The 16,324-nt window shown below is 36.6% G+C and carries 18 protein-coding genes, 1 tRNA gene and 2 pseudogenes; 13 read left to right on the top strand and 8 right to left on the bottom strand.

From position 1 onward, the window contains the following. Positions 1–39: 39 nt before the first annotated feature. Positions 40–354 (bottom strand): hypothetical protein, encoded by a 315-nt coding sequence (locus CS842_RS05415; protein WP_103327825.1) that lies wholly within the window; start codon positions 352–354, stop codon positions 40–42. A gap of 147 nt (positions 355–501) precedes the next feature. On the opposite strand from CS842_RS05415, the gene CS842_RS05410 reads away from it, so the two are divergent. From CS842_RS05410 to CS842_RS05400, 3 genes are all read left to right on the top strand, one after another. Beyond that, positions 502–1,833, top strand: coding sequence for a hydroxymethylglutaryl-CoA reductase, degradative (locus CS842_RS05410; RefSeq protein WP_103327824.1), 1,332 nt, complete (start codon positions 502–504; stop codon positions 1,831–1,833). 17 nt (positions 1,834–1,850) lie between these two features. Continuing rightward, positions 1,851–2,225, top strand: a complete 375-nt coding sequence (folB, locus tag CS842_RS05405; protein WP_103328044.1) for a dihydroneopterin aldolase — start codon at positions 1,851–1,853, stop codon at positions 2,223–2,225. 27 nt (positions 2,226–2,252) lie between these two features. Then, a tRNA-Cys gene (locus CS842_RS05400) sits at positions 2,253–2,323 on the top strand. A gap of 1 nt (position 2,324) precedes the next feature. Here the strand turns inward: CS842_RS05400 and CS842_RS05395 are convergent. Next, a complete protein-coding gene (locus tag CS842_RS05395) occupies positions 2,325–2,651 on the bottom strand; it encodes a DUF4296 domain-containing protein (RefSeq protein WP_103327823.1) in 327 nt (108 codons plus the stop codon). A gap of 4 nt (positions 2,652–2,655) precedes the next feature. Then, entirely contained in the window at positions 2,656–3,363 is a 708-nt protein-coding gene (locus tag CS842_RS05390; protein ID WP_103327822.1) for a polyprenol monophosphomannose synthase, read from the bottom strand. Between the two features lie 597 nt (positions 3,364–3,960). Here CS842_RS05390 and CS842_RS05385 point away from each other — a divergent pair. Then, positions 3,961–4,716, top strand: coding sequence for a uroporphyrinogen-III synthase (locus CS842_RS05385; RefSeq protein ID WP_103327821.1), 756 nt, complete (start codon positions 3,961–3,963; stop codon positions 4,714–4,716). A gap of 206 nt (positions 4,717–4,922) precedes the next feature. On the opposite strand, the gene CS842_RS05380 is transcribed toward CS842_RS05385, so the two are convergent. The 5 genes from CS842_RS05380 to CS842_RS06975 form a co-directional block, all read right to left on the bottom strand. Then, a complete protein-coding gene (locus tag CS842_RS05380; RefSeq protein WP_103327820.1) occupies positions 4,923–5,243 on the bottom strand; it encodes a hypothetical protein in 321 nt (106 codons plus the stop codon). Positions 5,244–5,254: 11 nt separating this feature from the next. Beyond that, the gene (locus CS842_RS05375; protein ID WP_103327819.1) at positions 5,255–5,458 is read right to left on the bottom strand and encodes a hypothetical protein; all 204 of its coding nucleotides are present in this window, start codon (positions 5,456–5,458) and stop codon (positions 5,255–5,257) included. 490 nt (positions 5,459–5,948) lie between these two features. Then, positions 5,949–6,179 carry a hypothetical protein gene (locus CS842_RS05370; RefSeq protein WP_103327818.1) on the bottom strand — a complete coding sequence of 77 codons (231 nt, stop codon included), beginning with the start codon at positions 6,177–6,179 and terminating at the stop codon, positions 5,949–5,951. Between the two features lie 62 nt (positions 6,180–6,241). Next, entirely contained in the window at positions 6,242–6,979 is a 738-nt protein-coding gene (rsmI, locus tag CS842_RS05365) for a 16S rRNA (cytidine(1402)-2'-O)-methyltransferase (protein WP_103327817.1), read from the bottom strand. A 390-nt stretch (positions 6,980–7,369) separates the two neighbouring features. Next, entirely contained in the window at positions 7,370–7,525 is a 156-nt protein-coding gene (locus CS842_RS06975; RefSeq protein ID WP_195909902.1) for a hypothetical protein, read from the bottom strand. Positions 7,526–7,625: 100 nt separating this feature from the next. Between CS842_RS06975 and CS842_RS08030 the strand changes: the two are divergent. From CS842_RS08030 to CS842_RS05320, 9 genes and pseudogenes are all read left to right on the top strand, one after another. Beyond that, positions 7,626–8,210: pseudogene (locus CS842_RS08030) on the top strand (thymidine kinase). Then, complete coding sequence (locus CS842_RS05350) at positions 8,185–10,734, top strand: bifunctional UDP-N-acetylmuramoyl-tripeptide:D-alanyl-D-alanine ligase/alanine racemase (RefSeq protein WP_103327814.1); 2,550 nt, start codon at positions 8,185–8,187, stop codon at positions 10,732–10,734. Before CS842_RS08030 ends, CS842_RS05350 begins: the two are co-directional and overlap by 26 nt. A gap of 291 nt (positions 10,735–11,025) precedes the next feature. Continuing rightward, positions 11,026–11,325 (top strand): patatin-like phospholipase family protein, encoded by a 300-nt coding sequence (locus tag CS842_RS05345; RefSeq protein ID WP_103327813.1) that lies wholly within the window; start codon positions 11,026–11,028, stop codon positions 11,323–11,325. A gap of 154 nt (positions 11,326–11,479) precedes the next feature. Next, positions 11,480–11,659 carry a hypothetical protein gene (locus CS842_RS05340; RefSeq protein ID WP_103327812.1) on the top strand — a complete coding sequence of 60 codons (180 nt, stop codon included), beginning with the start codon at positions 11,480–11,482 and terminating at the stop codon, positions 11,657–11,659. A 260-nt stretch (positions 11,660–11,919) separates the two neighbouring features. Continuing rightward, a pseudogene (locus CS842_RS07245) lies at positions 11,920–12,069 on the top strand (hypothetical protein); the annotation flags it as partial. Between the two features lie 501 nt (positions 12,070–12,570). After that, the gene (locus tag CS842_RS05335; RefSeq protein ID WP_103327811.1) at positions 12,571–12,876 is read left to right on the top strand and encodes a hypothetical protein; all 306 of its coding nucleotides are present in this window, start codon (positions 12,571–12,573) and stop codon (positions 12,874–12,876) included. Positions 12,877–12,929: 53 nt separating this feature from the next. Further along, positions 12,930–13,394, top strand: a complete 465-nt coding sequence (gene ybeY / locus CS842_RS05330; protein WP_103327810.1) for an rRNA maturation RNase YbeY — start codon at positions 12,930–12,932, stop codon at positions 13,392–13,394. Continuing rightward, positions 13,375–15,243, top strand: a complete 1,869-nt coding sequence (mnmG, locus tag CS842_RS05325; RefSeq protein ID WP_103327809.1) for a tRNA uridine-5-carboxymethylaminomethyl(34) synthesis enzyme MnmG — start codon at positions 13,375–13,377, stop codon at positions 15,241–15,243. The genes ybeY and mnmG overlap by 20 nt, the downstream gene beginning before the upstream one ends. Before the next feature lie 12 nt (positions 15,244–15,255). Then, positions 15,256–16,143, top strand: a complete 888-nt coding sequence (locus tag CS842_RS05320) for a class I SAM-dependent methyltransferase (protein WP_103327808.1) — start codon at positions 15,256–15,258, stop codon at positions 16,141–16,143. Positions 16,144–16,324: the final 181 nt, after the last annotated feature.

Below are 16,324 nucleotides of genomic sequence, written 5' to 3'. Positions count from 1 at the left end.
CTCATTGGTTATTGAATACTTTTGTATGTTTGTTGCTTTTTAAGGATACGATTTCTCGTAAATGTCTTTTTTAGAACCTCTATAAATGGGTTCGCTCTGGGTTTCCAGAAGTAAATAGCTTTCGTTAAAGCTAAGGTTGTAGCTTGTAAATATTCCTTTAACTAATTCCTTTTTTGTTTGATAGTTGTACTGTGTAATACCCTTTTCCTCGAGCAAAGTATAATGTTTTCCATCTTGCATGGCATAGATCGCAGCTATTGTTTTGGCTTTGAAATAGTCATTCCATATTTTCTCAAGACTTATACGATCTTGTGCGTGGAGCTGTATTATCCATAAAAAACGGTAAATTATCATTAATGCAAGTCGCAAAGCGTACCTGTTTTTAGAAGATTAGTAATTAGCCAATTTAAGAGAAAAAATGAAAATAAAAAGCAGATCTTCCTTGAAGATAATGCCTGTGCTTAGGGAAAAAGTACATTTGTCCTTATACATTTATTTATCATGAGTAAATTTTCGGAAAAAGGTTTTTCCAGATGGTCTAAAGAAGAGAAAATAAACTGGCTTTTAAAAAAATTTTTAAAAGATCGCGAATATGGGAGGACGCTCTTAAAAAAATACAGTCATCCTAACAGTGAGGTTCAAAGCTTGCATGAAGAATTCTCGGAAAATACTTTAACCAATTTTTACTTGCCTTTTGGCATAGCGCCTGGTTTTCTGATCAACGGACGAGAATATGCATTACCCATGGTTATCGAAGAGAGTTCGGTGGTGGCCGCGGCAGCTAAAGCAGCTAAATTCTGGAAAAAGCGCGGAGGTTTTAAAGCTCAAGTGCGCTCTGTGAAAAAGTCCGGACAAGTTCATTTTCTTATAAATACTTCTGATGAGAAACTTCAGAAATTTTTTAGAGATACCCTAATGCCTAAACTACTGCAAGATACTGATAAAATTACGACTGGCATGCGCGCGCGCGGAGGAGGGATATTACAGATTTCTCTAAAAGATAAAAGCAAGGAGATACCCTATTATTTTCAAATCGATGCGTTGTTTGACACTTGTGATGCCATGGGAGCCAATTTCATTAACTCGTGCCTGGAGCAGTTTGCCTTTACTCTTAAAGACGAACTTATAAAAAGCGATTTATTTGATGCGGAAGAGAAATTCTCTTTTCAGGTCATTATGGCTATACTTTCAAATTATACACCTGATTGCTTAGCGCGAGCTCAGGTGAGCTGTTCTCTGGAGGTTTTAACCGATAAAAACGAAATGTCACCACAAGAGTTTGCCGAGAAGTTTCATAAAGCCGTTCACATAGCGCAGCTTGATCCTTACAGGGCCGTGACACACAATAAAGGCATTATGAATGGGGTAGATGCAGTGGCCTTAGCCACCGGAAATGATTTTCGTGCCTTAGAATCTAATGTACATGCCTATGCAGCGCACAGCGGTCGATACATGGGACTTACACGTTGCGAAATCCGTGGCAATACTTTTCATTTTTGGTTGGATTTGCCATTAGCTGTAGGCACCATAGGAGGGCTCACCTCCTTACATCCAATGGCAGCTTTTTCTTTAGAGGTGCTCGGACGTCCTTCATCGCAGGAGCTTATGATTATTCTTGCGAGCTCCGGCTTAGCGCAGAATTTCGCTGCCCTTCGCTCGCTGGTGACCACCGGAATACAAAAAGGCCATATGAAAATGCATCTTTTAAATATCCTCAATCAACTGGGCGCTGATGAAAAAGAAAAGACTTATTTTACTTACCTTTTCAAAGATAAGATCGTAAGTTATCAGGCAGTGCTGGTAGCGTGGCAAGCCATTAAGAAAAATAAATAGCAATAAGTTATATGTCTATGGATATTATTTTACTCGAAGACATTCGGGTGTACGCTTTTCACGGTTGTTTGCAGGAAGAGCGAAGGATAGGAAGTTACTACAAAGTAGATCTTGAAGTAAAGACAGATTTTCATAAGGCCGCTCAAAGCGATGAGTTAACCGATACGATAGACTATTCTCTGCTTTATCAAATCGTTCGCGAGCAAATGCAGATACCTTCTTATTTGATTGAAAATGTGGCCCATCGTATTCTTAAATGCATGTTTCGAAAATATATTTTTATTGATGATCTCAAGATTAAACTTTGTAAAGTTAATCCACCTATGGAAGGGGAAATAAAAAGGGTATGCGTACTTATGGAACGAAACAGAAAAGATGCTTTGGAAAAATGATTAACTTCGTCGCTGAGTTTTTAATCTGGCACCGTGGCCGAGTGGCTAGGCAGAGGTCTGCAAAACCTTCTACAGCGGTTCGAATCCGCTCGGTGCCTCTTAGTTTTTATGTTGGCTTTGCAATTCTTTCACACGATTTTGCGCCTTTATTAGAATATCGAGATAGCTTTCATTATTTTTTAAGTAATACTTATGACTTTTCTCGAATTGCTCTTTATTAGTATGATGTTTTTTAAAAACTTCCTCTTCAATTAATTGATCTTCCCTCGAGGAATTCTCAGCTTTGGATAAAAGAGCGACCTCTTTACATATAAAGAGGTCTACCAATACTTCCTTCATCTGATCCCTAGCCAAAATTTTGGAAGGAGTTTCTTTTTTGCATGAGAAAAGTACTAAAATAAAGCCTGTAAGAAATATTTTTTTCATCTCTCTACACCTTTGAAAATCTTAAAGCAAGTACACCCCAAAGAGCTTCCCGGAGAATCTTATGAGTCATTTTAGATTCTCCGGCGTTGCGCTCGGTAAATATAATAGGGATCTCACGTATGTGAAGTCCTTTTTTCCAGGCGCGGTATTTTGTTTCGATCTGAAAAAGATAACCTGAGGAATGAATGGGACGTGCGATGATTTTTTCGAGCGCCTCTCTCTTATAACAAATAAAACCAGCAGTGGTGTCATGCACAGGAAGCCCTGTGATAAAACGGACATACTTCGATGCAAAATAGGAGAGCAAAACGCGTTGCATAGGCCAATTCACTACATTTACTCCGTTGCAATAACGTGACCCTATACTCATATCGGCTTCTTTGCTGGATTTTTTAAGTCGAATCAGATCCGCTGGATTGTGTGAAAGGTCTGCGTCTATTTCAAAGATAAATGTATAAGAATGCTTTAAAGCCCATTCAAAACCCCGAAGATAGGCTTTACCCAGACCATCTTTTTTATCACAAATTTTTAAATGCAATCTTTCAGGAAAATCTTTATGAAGGTTTTTTACGATTTTTGCTGTCCCGTCAGGGGAGTTATCATCTACAACCAGTACATGAAATTCTTCTTCTTGAGAAAATATACTATTTAAGATCTTCCGGATATTTTCTTTCTCATTATAAGTGGGAATGATAACGACTGAATCAGACATACAACATTTAAAAAGCTAAAATTATGATAAATTCTAGTTTTTTATCTTTAGAATAAGAAGACCAATTAAATAACATTTTTATAAATCACATGATTAACATCGATTAAAAAATAAAGACTGGGGAACACTTATTTACCTTTTTATCTTGATCTTTTGGGTCAAGATCAAGTGAGTTTTTTCTTAAAAATTATTTAGCGATCAGCAAATTGAGACGATATGTGTTGGTTAAAAAAAACTTTGTGATTTTCACAATAAGCAGTTCGTTATTAATAATCTTCATTTATGCATTATGGTTCTGGCTTGTATGTTGGTTTTACCAACGTCTTCTGAGCTATGGTGTGTCTTGTTTTTTTTAGAAATAATGCCCACATTTTTGTTCTTAAGATTTATGCTTAATAGAGGAGTGTTATTTTAAGATAAGAATAGAGTCTTAAAATTTTTATAATCACGGGATTTATATTATTATTAATCAGCTTATAAGAGTTTATTATCAAGTAATGTCGAATCTTTTATCTCTATATTTCTTAAATTTGCCTCCTCTGAAATGCCGACGCCAGGCCTTTTTGAATCTTGGCCTGCGGAATAAAAATTATAAAGATGAGAGTAAAAAACATCCTCATTTCTCAGCCAAGCCCCCTTTCAGAATCTTCTCCATATATACAGTTGAGCAAGCGTGAGAAAGTTAAAATAGATTTTCGTCCGTTTATAGAAATACAAGGAATCTCTGCCACTGAAGTGAGAAAGCAAAAAATAGATTTTTCTCATTTCACCGCTGTTATTTTTACCAGTAAAAACGCGGTAGATCATTATTTCAGACTTGCTGAGCAAATGCGCTTTAAGGTGCCTGATGCTATGCGTTATTTTTGCCAGTCCGAAGTTATTGCTTATTATCTTCAGAAATATATAGTATACCGTAAGCGCAAGATTTATATCGGTCAGAAGGATTTCAACGATCTTATTCCATTGATTAAAAAATATTCACAGGAGAAATTTTTGCTTCCCTCTTCAGATATTTTAAAAACTGAAGTTCCGCGAACGCTTGAAAATCTTAAGGCGCAATGGAAACGTGCCATTCTTTATAGAACCGTATCGAGCGATCTTTCTGATTTAAAGGATATTTCTTATGATATTCTCGTCTTTTTTACACCTTCAGGGATTAAATCCTTGTTTGAGAATTTTCCGCATTTCAAGCAGAATACCACCAGAATCGCTGCTTTTGGAAAATCCACTATTGATCTTGCTTCTAAGTCCGGATTAAAGATAGATATACAGGTACCTACACCCGAGACACCTTCTATGGCTATGGCCCTTGAGAAATATTTAAAACAAAACAGCGCTAAGTCTCTCAGATAAAATAAATTATCATGTGTAAAATTTAAAATCTTTGATTATTAACTGCATGGAGATCTGGTCTTTCCAGCAATTCTCTTCTATAGTATATACCATATCAAAGTGCTTTCTCTGTACTTTCTCAAGAATATATCCCCAGCTAAAGCCTATAGTGGTTTTGAGTGGGGTGTTGGCCTTGGTATTTTTACTACTTGCATTTTAAATGATCCTTATCCGTTCCAATTTTCACGACATAGCCTTTTATTAACAAGGTCTCTTGATAAAGAGATAGGCTGTTTGTTTCCTACTCCAAAATGATCAAATCTCTTGAGTATACGTAAAAATTTCGTGCTGATCTCCGATAGATCTAACTCATAATTGATATCTATTTGCGCTTGACGCTGATTTTCCTCTATACGTTGTTTAACGTTCTCTTCAAAGTGAACTTTAAAATCTTGAAAAGATTCTGGAGATAAACTAAGGTCTGCGGCGTATTTGTGACCACCGAACTTTTCGATGTAAGGACTACACTTTTCAAACGCTTTATACAAATCAAAACTCTCTACTGATCGCGCTGAACTACCAGCTTTCCTTGACTTTCAGTAAAAACTACTGTAGGTCGATGATAGATCTCTATCAACCGGGAAGCAACTATGCCTAATATTCCTTTGTTCCATCCCGGCTTAAAAACTATTGTTCTATACAAACGCTCTTCTCCTTTTGTTTTAATTAGTTCTAAGACCTCTTTCGTGGTCTTTTGATCCATGAACTTTCTGTATTGATTTAAGTCATTGATTTTAAAAGCTTTTTTGGTCTGAGTTGAGTTTTTGGATAATAATAATTTGACTGCCTCTTTGGTATATTCTAATCTACCCGCTGCGTTAGATCTTGGATCTACACTAAAAAGTATATCATTTATACAAGTATCTTTTATGTTATTAGTTTTAAGCGCTTGCAGACCTGGCCGCGAATCCCGGTTAAGATGCTGAAGTCCACAGAAAGTCTATATGCGATTTTCATCTATGATAGGTACTAAATCTGAAGCGATACTTACAGCTACAAGGTCTAAAAGTTTATAGGGTACGGAAAATGACATAGATTATTTAGCTAGAGCCTGAATCAATTTAAAGCCCACGCCACATCTATTGAGCTCCTTTTGATCCAGATCTTTAATGCTGCAATCAATGGCAATGATCAGTGAAATCCCTTATTTATAAGAAAAGTCGATGCCCCGGTAAGAAAGACCGTAGCCTTCTTCATAACGATATGGAATGTAGCAACGCAGTAGAGGTGGTATGGTCTTTAAAAAAATCATACAGTACATCTACTGAGGTAGCGCCGTCAACATCATAATCTCCATAGATGAGTACATCTTTCTTTTTTTCAATGGCTGCTAGAATTCTATTTACATCCTTTTGCATGTCCTTCATCAAAAAGGGATCGTAAATATCTTTGAGTTCAGGGCAAAAAATGCTTTTCTTTTTCATAAGTATCGACATTTCTTTGCAGAAGCAATGAGGCTATGCTATGATCTACACCGAGAATTTTATTAATTTTTGATGTGCCTTTCTTCTATTTTAGGCGGGCCTGTCCAGCGATTTTTCTTTATCATCGGAACAGCTTTTTTTGTGTGCCCTTCTATTACTAATACTATTTCTCCCTTGGGTGGAGTTTTTATAAAATAAGTCCTTAGCTCTTCAGCAGTTCCTCTGAGAGTTTGTTCAAATTTCTTCGAAATTTCCCGGCATACTACGATTTTCCTGAGGTTGAAATACTCTTGAATACTACTTAAAGTGGTTAATAATTTATGAGGGGATTCATATAGCACAAGTGTTCTTTTTTCTTGTGCTAATTCCGATAATTTTCTTTTCCTTCCTTTTTTCTGTGGCAGAAATCCCAGAAAGATAAATTCCTGAATGGGAAGTCCTGAAATCACTAAAGCCGGGACGAATGCCGTGGGACCTGGTAAACACTCCACGTGCAGATTAGCCTCTATGCAGGCGCGAATCAATAAGAATCCCGGATCTGAAAGAGCAGGTGTTCCGGCATCGCTGATCAAAGAGAGTGTTTCTTGATTTTTAAGCCGCTCAAGCAAAGAAGGGAGAATTTTATGCTCATTGTGCATATGATAGGCCTTGAGAGGTTTGCAGATATCATAGTGCTTAAGCAGTTTTCTAGAAGTTCTTGTGTCCTCAACCAGTATAAGATCCGACTTCTTAAGCATACGAAGAGCCCGAAATGTAATGTCTTCAAGATTTCCAATAGGCGTAGGGATAAGGTAGAGCATGTAAGAAGGGTAAAAAGTTATTTTCTGAATCTTTTTTCAATCAATATTTTAAGTTGTTCAATCGTTTCTTTTTTTTGTTCCCAACTTTCTTTCTCAATCTTTTCTTCGAGTATTCTTCTATACTTTCAGGGCTTTTTATGATATTAAGCTCCATAATTATTTCTTCAAACTCCTGGAGATTTCCCTGAAAAAGTTGGCCAAGAGAATCCTATTTTATTATTCAAATTCAATTGTATTTCAGGAAGTTGTTTCCTTTTTCGTAAATCCTTCAGTGGATTTTAATCGATTGCGTGATTTAATAAATCTGAAAGGTTTGTCCTTGAGTGTTCTTTTTCTTCTTTTGGTTTAGAAATGTTTCCCTCTGTGGGAAAATAAGCTATAGAGTGCTTTTCAAGGTATTTTTGAAAGCCTTTCTTTTAGCTTTTCAAGTTTTGGTTCAAAGGCAATGATCCCAGAAAAAGACTGAAGTTCGATGAATTTCCCCGCTAGGATTTTTATATCTCTTATCACTTGTTTTTTGACTTCTTCGAGCGCGCTTATATCCACCTAATTTTACTAATTTTGTACTGTTTCTCTGAGGTTTTCAATATACGAAATGTTTTAATTATTAAGAAAAGTACAGCATACATCTTCAGGCTTCGTAGAGGTGATTTGTGGTTCAATGTTTTCAAGAAAAATTACTGAACTTATTCGTCGTATAAAAAAAGCGAAAATCTCTGGCTATTCTCTTTGGATGTTTAAGTCATTTGTGGACGACCTATGCTCTTGATCATATCATCTCTCATGAGACGGAGTAAAGAATTGCCTGCTGAGTCTGTAAATGCTTCTGCAGAGCTTTTAAAGCCGCAAATGAAAGCAGATTATAGATATAGATGAAGCCGAGTTCTTTGATGAAAACCTTTTGAAGGTTTGTAACTCTTTAGCTGATGGAGGTATTTATGTTCTTGTTGCAGGGTTTGATATGGATTTTATGAGTCGACCTTTTGGGTCAATTCCCTTTTTATTAGCTATAAACGAGTATGTTACGAAACTTCATATATTTTGCATGCACCGAACCGTGGCTCATTATACTCATCGAAGATCATTCGATGATAAACAAGTGCTTATAGTCGGAGAAGATCAATATGAGCCACTTTTCCGGGCGATTTTCTCTGAAGAGAGGAAAAGAAAATTTTCCCGTTTCCAGAAAATATCGATAATACAGAATGTACACCTTAAAACAGCTTGCTAAAGTTCTTAAACCTCTTAAAGTTTTTGGTCCTTTGGAAAGCGCCTCAATTGATCATTTGGCAATCGATTCAAGGCAAGTGGGTCTTTCGGATAAAAGTTTGTTTTTTGCATTTAAAACCTCCAAAAATGACGGACATATTTATGTTTCTCAACTTATCAAAGCAGGTGTCAGAACCTTCGTGATTTCAGATGAAGCTGTTTTAACTCGCTTTAAATCGGAAAATACTTTTTTTCTGGTTAAAGATGTTCTTAGCGCTTTACAGCTTTTAGCCGCCTATCATAGAAATCGATTTGACTTTCAATGCATAGCTATTACAGGTAGTAATGGAAAAACTATTGTTAAGGAATGGCTTGCCCATTGTATGGAGCAGGCCCCTTCTCTTATAAGAAGTCCCAAAAGTTATAATTCCCAGATCGGAGTACCCCTTTCTTTGTGGCAAATTAATCAACATCATTCTATCGGTCTTTTCGAGGTAGGGATTTCCAGAAAAGGTGAGATGCAAAGACTTCGTTCTATGTTGCTTCCTACCATGGGGATATTCACCAATATTGGAACGGCTCATTCTGAAAATTTTTCTTCATCGACAGAGCAAATTCGCGAAAAATTGCAATTGTTTGTCTCTGAAAATAGCCAAATGGATAAATCTCGTTCCACTTTTAGGCATTGTGAGAAACTGATTTTTCCGGCAGATCATCCAGAAATTTTAACCCTTGTTAGTGAGCTCTCTGAACTTCAAAATGTCACTAAATGTTCCTGGGGATACTCTGAAAAATCTACTTTACGTTTGCTCTCTGTACATCCTGATTATGGTGGTACCTACATATATGCTCTTTATAAAGAGGAAAATAAAGAGCTATGGATCCCTTTTGAGAATGAGGTCTCCTTGCATAATGGGCTTACGGTTTGGTTGTGCTTGCTCGAATTGAACTGGCCAGAGGAAACTATCGTTAAACGCATGGCTGATTTGCCTTCTGTAAAGATGCGTATGGAGATTATAAGAGGCCTTAGGAACTGTTTGCTTATTAACGATAGTTATAATATGGATTTACAGGCTGTAAAATCCGCACTTAATTTACTCTCAGAACAGAGCTTTTCAGGAATTGACTCATTTGTCCGTCAGGGATTCTCAAAAAAAACATTTATCGTTTCAGATATTTTTCAACATGTTCGACCTACAGATGAAAAATATCGAAAATTATCCCAATGGTCTGCTCATGCTGGCGTGCAACGCGTTATTGCCATCGGCAAAGAGATCTCTAAAGCGAAAGAGTTTTTTCCGATGGACTTCTTTCCTTTCGATACCACAGAAGACTTTCTTTCTCAGTGGCGTAAGTTTGATTTTAAAAACGAAGCTATCCTTATTAAGGGGGCACGTCCATTTGCTTTTGAGCGTATCGTAGCTCGGCTTGAAAAAACTTTCCACGATACGGTTTATGAAGTTAATATGAATTCTCTTGTGCATAATCTTAACTACTTTCGATTTTTACTCACCCCTGGTACAAAGATCATGGCTATGGTCAAGGCCTTTTCTTACGGAAGCGGAAGTTACGAAGTGGCCAATGTTCTTCAACAGCACAAAGTAGATATGCTTGGAGTGGCTTACGTAGATGAAGGAATAACATTACGTCAAGAAGGGATTCATTTGCCAATTATGGTGATAAACCCTGATATGCATTCAGCTGCCGCTATGATCGAACATCAACTCGAGCCTGAAATTTATAGCTTTCGTACTTTGGAAAGCTTTATTTGTGAGCTTAAAAAACAAGCCGTAACCGAAGTTTATCCTATTCATATAAAAATTGATACTGGAATGCATCGTCTTGGCTTTTCAACGGAAGAACTTCAAGGTTTAGCAGATGTAATAAAAGCAGACAACAAACTTGTAGTGAAATCAATATTTTCACATATGGTGGCCAGTGAAGATCCAATGCAGAGGGAGTTTTCTCTTCAACAGATTAGTGTCTTTAAAGAGTCTTCAGAGCAATTTTCTGTAAATCTAGGTTACAATCCTTGCCGACATATTCTCAATTCCGCTGGTATCCTGCGTTTTCCCGAAGCTACTTTCGATATGGTTAGACTCGGCTTGGGCCTGTATGGTCTATCCCTTGATGAAAAAGTGCAGAAAAGACTTAAAACAGTTGGTGTTTTAAAAACGGTTATTTCACAAATTAAAACTCTCAAACCTGGGGATTCTGTGGGTTATGGGCGAAAATTTCATATTACGCAATCCAATACACGCATAGCTACTTTGCCTGTGGGTTATGCAGATGGTATTGACAGGCGATTGGGAGAGGGAAAAGCTTATGTGCGAATTAATAACTCTTCCGTGCCCATAGTGGGCGCCATATGCATGGATATGCTCATGGTAGATGTAACGAATATCAAGGCAAAAGAAGGTGATGAAGCTATTCTGTTCGGAGATGATCCCAGTCTCTCTAAATTAGCGGAGATTTGCGGGACCATTCCTTATGAACTACTTACAGGCATCTCTCCCAGAGTACGCCGTGTATATTATGAAGAATAATTTTTTGATAAAATGCTATAGGAATGTCTTCTTGTAGATTTGTAAGTCTGGCTTGGCTTTTTTCTTCTGTTTTTCGCTCTATTGATCGACTTGACTTTCGTTTAAATTATATTGCCGGTAAACAAGTACTGGATCATTAATAGGGGTCTTGTATGCTGCGGGTTATTCTGCACAGGAGCTTGAAAAACTCGTCTATGATACAACTAATTTTATTGATGTGCTGTTTATGGAAAAGAATCGCGCGAATTTGCTTTTTTTGATAAAAAGTATCACGAGCGTTATTTAGCGAAATTGTCTTTTGACAATTTTAAAGTTCGTTTGTCTCAGGAGCTTTCCCGGGGACATGGCATTCGGAATTACTCTCATCGCTTTTTTCCAGTGCGTCACATTTTAGATTATTCTCAGTTGTTCATACCCTTTCTTTGCACTTCCACTGATTTGGAAACAAGTAAACTTTCTTTGATGAAAGAAGGTGATCTGGTACAGTCTGTGCTGGCAAGCACTGCTTCTCCTTCTCTTATAGCTCCGGTAGAGATCAATAGACGTCTTTATATAGATAGAGGTGTTTCGGTGAACATACCTGTAAAATAATTAAAAGAATAAGGCGTAGATCTCGTTATCGCTGTAGATGTGATGAAGAATTCTTGAGAAGGTCGCTTCTTATGGGAGTTCCCTTGATAATATTGAGCAAAGAAAGGTCGCGGATATTTTGATCGTCCCGGATATAATAAAACAATACTGCATAGTGGATTTTATTGCGAAAGTAAAAATCATCAATAAGGGGGAAAAAGCGGCTATGCAATCCATTGAATCACTTGAAAAATTGGTTCGTGTTCAAAAGAAAGAGTTTTTTCCGGTAAATCCTCCTCTTGTAAAGGAGCGCTCCATATTTATAACCAGCATCCATGTCGATGGTCTTGATTAAGTCGATGATCTTGATCAATACGAGCCTACCTATGTGTTACCTAAAATAGGTATTCAACTCTTTAAGAGAACTACTTATGAAAAACTTCGAAACCGAGTAAAAGCGTTATATGCTACAGGAAATTTTCTGAATGTTAATTATAAGCTCGTAACCTCTTAATTGGTTGATTACCTAGTATTTACTATTCAGGAAAATCCCAGCGAGCTTCTTTTTAAAGTATGTGTACATTATAGCCATCCTTTTAAGAAGGAGTATTATTCAACTTAACCTCCAGAGAGCTTTTTTCAAAAAATGCTTTTATGTCAGCTGATCTGATTTTAGGAGATAATCCTCGTAGAACTTTTAATTATTATGCAGATAACGGCTGGCGTACTAGCTTGGGATATTATTTTGATTATGATCAATTTTAATCTTTAACCTCTCTTACATCATTTGGAGATGTCCATCTTTCCGGAAGTAGTGATTACTTTAGAAATTATGAGATTACACAACGTTTATATGCAAAATCTATATTGAAAGATCAGTATGTGGCCAGTGCTGTCCTGGAACATAAAATACTTATAAAGAATTTAAGATCTTTTAAAGATTATAAATGGCGCGGTGTGTTATAGAGCGCTTATATTTCTTTACAAGCAGATAACGTAGATAATCTAAATTTTCCCCATAAGAGTTTTATTTTTGATAGCGTTTTAAAATGTAATCTTCTAGATCATTCTTTTTTCAATACAGATAAAAATAGCATAGAGCAAAAAAAATTTAAAGATCAAAAAAACTTTTCTCTGGAAGCTTCGGTTCAAATGAATTTTCCTTTTTACAGGGATTAGACGATTCGTTTAAGATCTTCTTTAGGACTTCGATCTACATTTGATAAAAAATATGATTGCCTTACTCAATTAAAGAATTTTTATGGTGTGCAAAATTATTTGGGTGGAATAAATCAAAGGCGTTTTATTAATAATAAGTATTTCTACGGCTACTCCTTTGCTTATATTCATGGTATGAATAAGTTTTTATTAGGTGCTGAGTTGCAGTATCAAATTTTTAATAATCATTACATCAGTTTTTTAAGTAATATATCTAATCTTGAAGATCAAGTTAAAGATTTGAAATTGCATAGATATAAATCTACGGACTTTGGCATCTCTTACGGCTATGACAGTATATTTGGGCCTCTTCGTTTGTTTTGGATTTATTCTCCTGATAAACAAACATCTTAAGGAGAAGAATAGTATTCAGATAACCTTAGGTTTTTGGTTTTAGTTTTCGAAAAATGATTCATTATTTTTTTGAGACACTGTTTAAGCTTCCTCAAAAAACTCTGTTGAAAAAATGGTTAAAAGAATTAATGCGCCAGGAAAATGCCTGTGTAGGCGACATTAACTTCATTTTTTGTGATGATGAATATTTGTTGACTATTAATCAAATATATTTACATCATAATTTTTTCACTGATGTTATCACCTTTGATTATGTAAAAGGAAAAACTCTTTCCGGAGATATATTTATAAGCGTAGAGAGAGTAAAAGATAATGCTCTGAAATGGAAACAATATTTTGAATCAGAGCTTTACCGCGTAATGGCGCATGGGGTTTTACATTTATTGGGTTATAAGGATAAAACCATCAAACAAAAAGATCTTATGCGTTCGCGTGAGGACTTTTATCTAAATTTACTATCTCAAAAATTTAAATGTTCCACGTGGAACTACCTTGATAATGTTTCTAAATGTTTATGATCTGATTGTCGTAGGAGGTGGTCATGCCGGAGCCGAAGCCTCAGCAGCAGCAGCGCGTATGGGCTCATCGGTACTGTTGATTACCATGAATCTGCAGACTATAGGCCAGATGTCTTGCAATCCAGCTATGGGGGGAATTGCTAAAGGTCAAATTGTTCGGGAAATCGATGCTTTAGGTGGTTATTCAGGTGTTATTACAGATCATACAATGATTCAGTTCAGAATGCTCAATCGATCCAAAGGTCCTGCCATGTGGAGCCCTAGGGCACAATCCGATCGTATGCGTTTTTCTGAGGCCTGGCGTTTAGCTCTGGAAAATCTTCTGAGAGTTGATTTTTTTCAGGATACTGTTATCGAGCTTCTTACACATAATGGATATGTGCGAGGCGTCAAAACTGCTTTGGGCGTAGAAATCAAAAGTCGTGCGGTAATACTCACTAATGGCACTTTTCTTAATGGCTTAATTTATATCGGTGAAAAGAAATTCAGTGGCGGGCGTGTTTCTGAAAAATCTTCAAAAGGGCTTACTGAACAACTCCAATCCTTGGGATTTTCTAAGGGCCGTATGAAAACGGGCACTTCACCTAGGGTGGATGGCAGATCTCTGGATTACTCAAGCATGACAGAGCAAACTGGCGATGAAAAACCTCAGAAATTTTCTTACTCAGACACATGTTCTTTAAGAAATCAGCGCAGTTGTTATATTACTTATACGAATGAGCAGTTACATGATATTTTACGTTCGGGCTTTGATCGATCGCCTATGTTTAATGGAACTATACAAAGTCTAGGTCCGCGTTATTGCCCTTCCATTGAAGATAAAATTTATCGTTTTTCCGGCCGTGATCGGCATCAGATATTTGTAGAACCTGAGGGTTGGAACACTTCTGAGGTCTACGTTAACGGTTTTTCTACTTCTCTTCCTCAAGAGGTGCAGTATAATGCGTTGCGTAAACTTCCTGGATTTGGAGGGGCAAAAATTTTAAGACCCGGTTATGCTATAGAATATGATTATTTTTCGCCAATGCAATTAAAGCATTCTTTGGAAACCAAACCTTTAGAAAACCTTTTTTTTGCTGGACAGATTAATGGCACTACGGGTTATGAAGAGGCCGCTGCGCAAGGGCTTATGGCGGGAATTAACGCGCATCTTAAAATTTATGAAAAGGAGCCTTTTCTCTTAAAACGTAATGAAGCTTATATAGGGGTGTTAATTGATGATTTGGTTACCAAAGGAACAGAAGAACCTTATCGCATGTTCACCTCACGTGCTGAATACCGCCTGTTGCTTAGACAAGATAATGCTGATGAGCGGCTTACGCCCTATGCTCATCAACTAGGTCTGGTAGAAGATCATCGTCTTAGAAAACTTGAAAGAAAACTTAAAAAGATAGCACGTTGCATAAATTTTTTTGATAAAACAAATTTGAATCCTAGTTCTATAAATCCAGTTCTTCAAGAAAAAAATAGCATTTTACTTTCTCAGCCCACTCGAGTTGCTCTGGTGCTGGCACGTCCTGAGATTAAGATAGAGGACTTTTTTTGCGTACCGGAAATTCAATCTTATTTGACTTCTCATCTTCTGAATCAAGAGGAAATAGAACAAGTTTCCATACGTCTTAAATATAAAGGATATATAGAACGCGAAAAACATATGGCCTCTAAGCTTACACGCCTTGAAAATATTCGTATTCCAGAAAATTTTGATTATTTAAAAATAGGCACCTTATCCTCTGAAGCGAAAGAGAAATTGATTTATCGCCGTCCATATTCTATTGCTCAAGCTTCAAGAATCAGCGGAATTTCTCCGGCAGATATCAGTGCGCTTATCATTCACATGGGACGTTAGAAAAAGTTTCACGTGGAACCAGAGAAACTTCCATGCTCTCCTATTACAGGACGTCCTATGGCAGAGGGACGATATGGAAAGAACTTTTTTTCTCCTAAATATTCTTTTTCTTTACTGGAAGATCTGGAATCTGAGCTTTTGATGACATGGCCTCAGCCTTCCTGTGAGGAATTTCAAAAATATTACAATTCTTCATTTTATATTCCTCATAAAGAAGTCAGTAATTCTGTATTTGATATTATTTATCAATGGACCAGGAGTTGGAATCTGAGGATAAAACGAAGTTGGCTCCGAAAAATCTTTCCTGATAAGGGCGCTTTGCTAGACTATGGTTGTGGAAACGGTTTTTTTCTTCAGTCTTGTCAGAAAGATGGTTGGAATGTTAAAGGGATAGAGCCTAGTTTAACGGCTTGTCTTTCGGCGAAAAAAAAAGTGGGTTATAAGGTGTATCAAAATTTGGATCAACTCAAATCAAAGCCGGCTTCTTTCGATTTAATCACTCTTTGGCATGTACTAGAACATGTTTCTGATTTTATGCAATTGCTTTTTAAGTTGGTTGATTTATTGAAAACAGGAGGTCGATGTATCATTGCTCTTCCCAATTATAAGAGCTGGGATTCACAATATTATAAGCAATTTTGGGCAGCCTATGACCTTCCCAGGCATTTGTGGCATTTTTCACCAAAAACAATGATTTATCTGGCTGATCGTACCCATATGTATCTTCAAGAAATTCGTCCTATGTTTATGGATGCATTTTATATCAGTTATTTATCTGAGAAAAACCAAGATCATTCTCTCACAAACTTACGGGCACTCCTTTCTGGGATTTACTCAAATTTATCAGGTATTTCTAGTCGCGATTTTTCATCGCATGCTTATTTTTTTTATAAAATATAATAAAAATATTATTATTTAGATAAAAAATCTAATCTATGTCAGAACCTAAGATACTACTTATAGATGATGGATCCGATATCCTTGAATTTCTTCTCTTATAATTTAGGTTAAAGAAGGATATAAGGTGGAAGTAGCTTTGAACGGAACTGAAGGATTAAGAAGGACCATGGTAATGATATCA

It is taken from the genome of Bacteroidetes bacterium endosymbiont of Geopemphigus sp. (assembly GCF_002904345.1).
In the GTDB taxonomy this organism is placed as follows: domain Bacteria; phylum Bacteroidota; class Bacteroidia; order Flavobacteriales; family Blattabacteriaceae; genus GSPS2-BC2016.
The sequence above is the reverse complement of the archived record's forward strand: the minus strand, read 5'-3'. Positions and strand labels throughout refer to the sequence as shown.

Bases quoted from the DNA above. Each gene is read 5' to 3' on its own strand.
- CS842_RS05385 (WP_103327821.1), top strand. From the start codon at position 3,961: ATGAGAGTAAAAAACATCCTCATTTCTCAGCCAAGCCCCCTTTCAGAA.
- ybeY (WP_103327810.1), top strand. From the start codon at position 12,930: ATGATTCATTATTTTTTTGAGACACTGTTTAAGCTTCCTCAAAAAACT.
- CS842_RS05395 (WP_103327823.1), bottom strand. From the start codon at position 2,651: ATGAAAAAAATATTTCTTACAGGCTTTATTTTAGTACTTTTCTCATGC.
- rsmI (WP_103327817.1), bottom strand. From the start codon at position 6,979: ATGCTCTACCTTATCCCTACGCCTATTGGAAATCTTGAAGACATTACA.
- CS842_RS05375 (WP_103327819.1), bottom strand. From the start codon at position 5,458: ATGGATCAAAAGACCACGAAAGAGGTCTTAGAACTAATTAAAACAAAA.
- mnmG (WP_103327809.1), top strand. From the start codon at position 13,375: ATGTTTCTAAATGTTTATGATCTGATTGTCGTAGGAGGTGGTCATGCC.
- folB (WP_103328044.1), top strand. From the start codon at position 1,851: ATGGATATTATTTTACTCGAAGACATTCGGGTGTACGCTTTTCACGGT.
- CS842_RS05350 (WP_103327814.1), top strand. From the start codon at position 8,185: ATGTACACCTTAAAACAGCTTGCTAAAGTTCTTAAACCTCTTAAAGTT.
- CS842_RS05370 (WP_103327818.1), bottom strand. From the start codon at position 6,179: ATGAAAAAGAAAAGCATTTTTTGCCCTGAACTCAAAGATATTTACGAT.
- CS842_RS05415 (WP_103327825.1), bottom strand. From the start codon at position 354: ATGATAATTTACCGTTTTTTATGGATAATACAGCTCCACGCACAAGAT.
- CS842_RS05410 (WP_103327824.1), top strand. From the start codon at position 502: ATGAGTAAATTTTCGGAAAAAGGTTTTTCCAGATGGTCTAAAGAAGAG.
- CS842_RS05390 (WP_103327822.1), bottom strand. From the start codon at position 3,363: ATGTCTGATTCAGTCGTTATCATTCCCACTTATAATGAGAAAGAAAAT.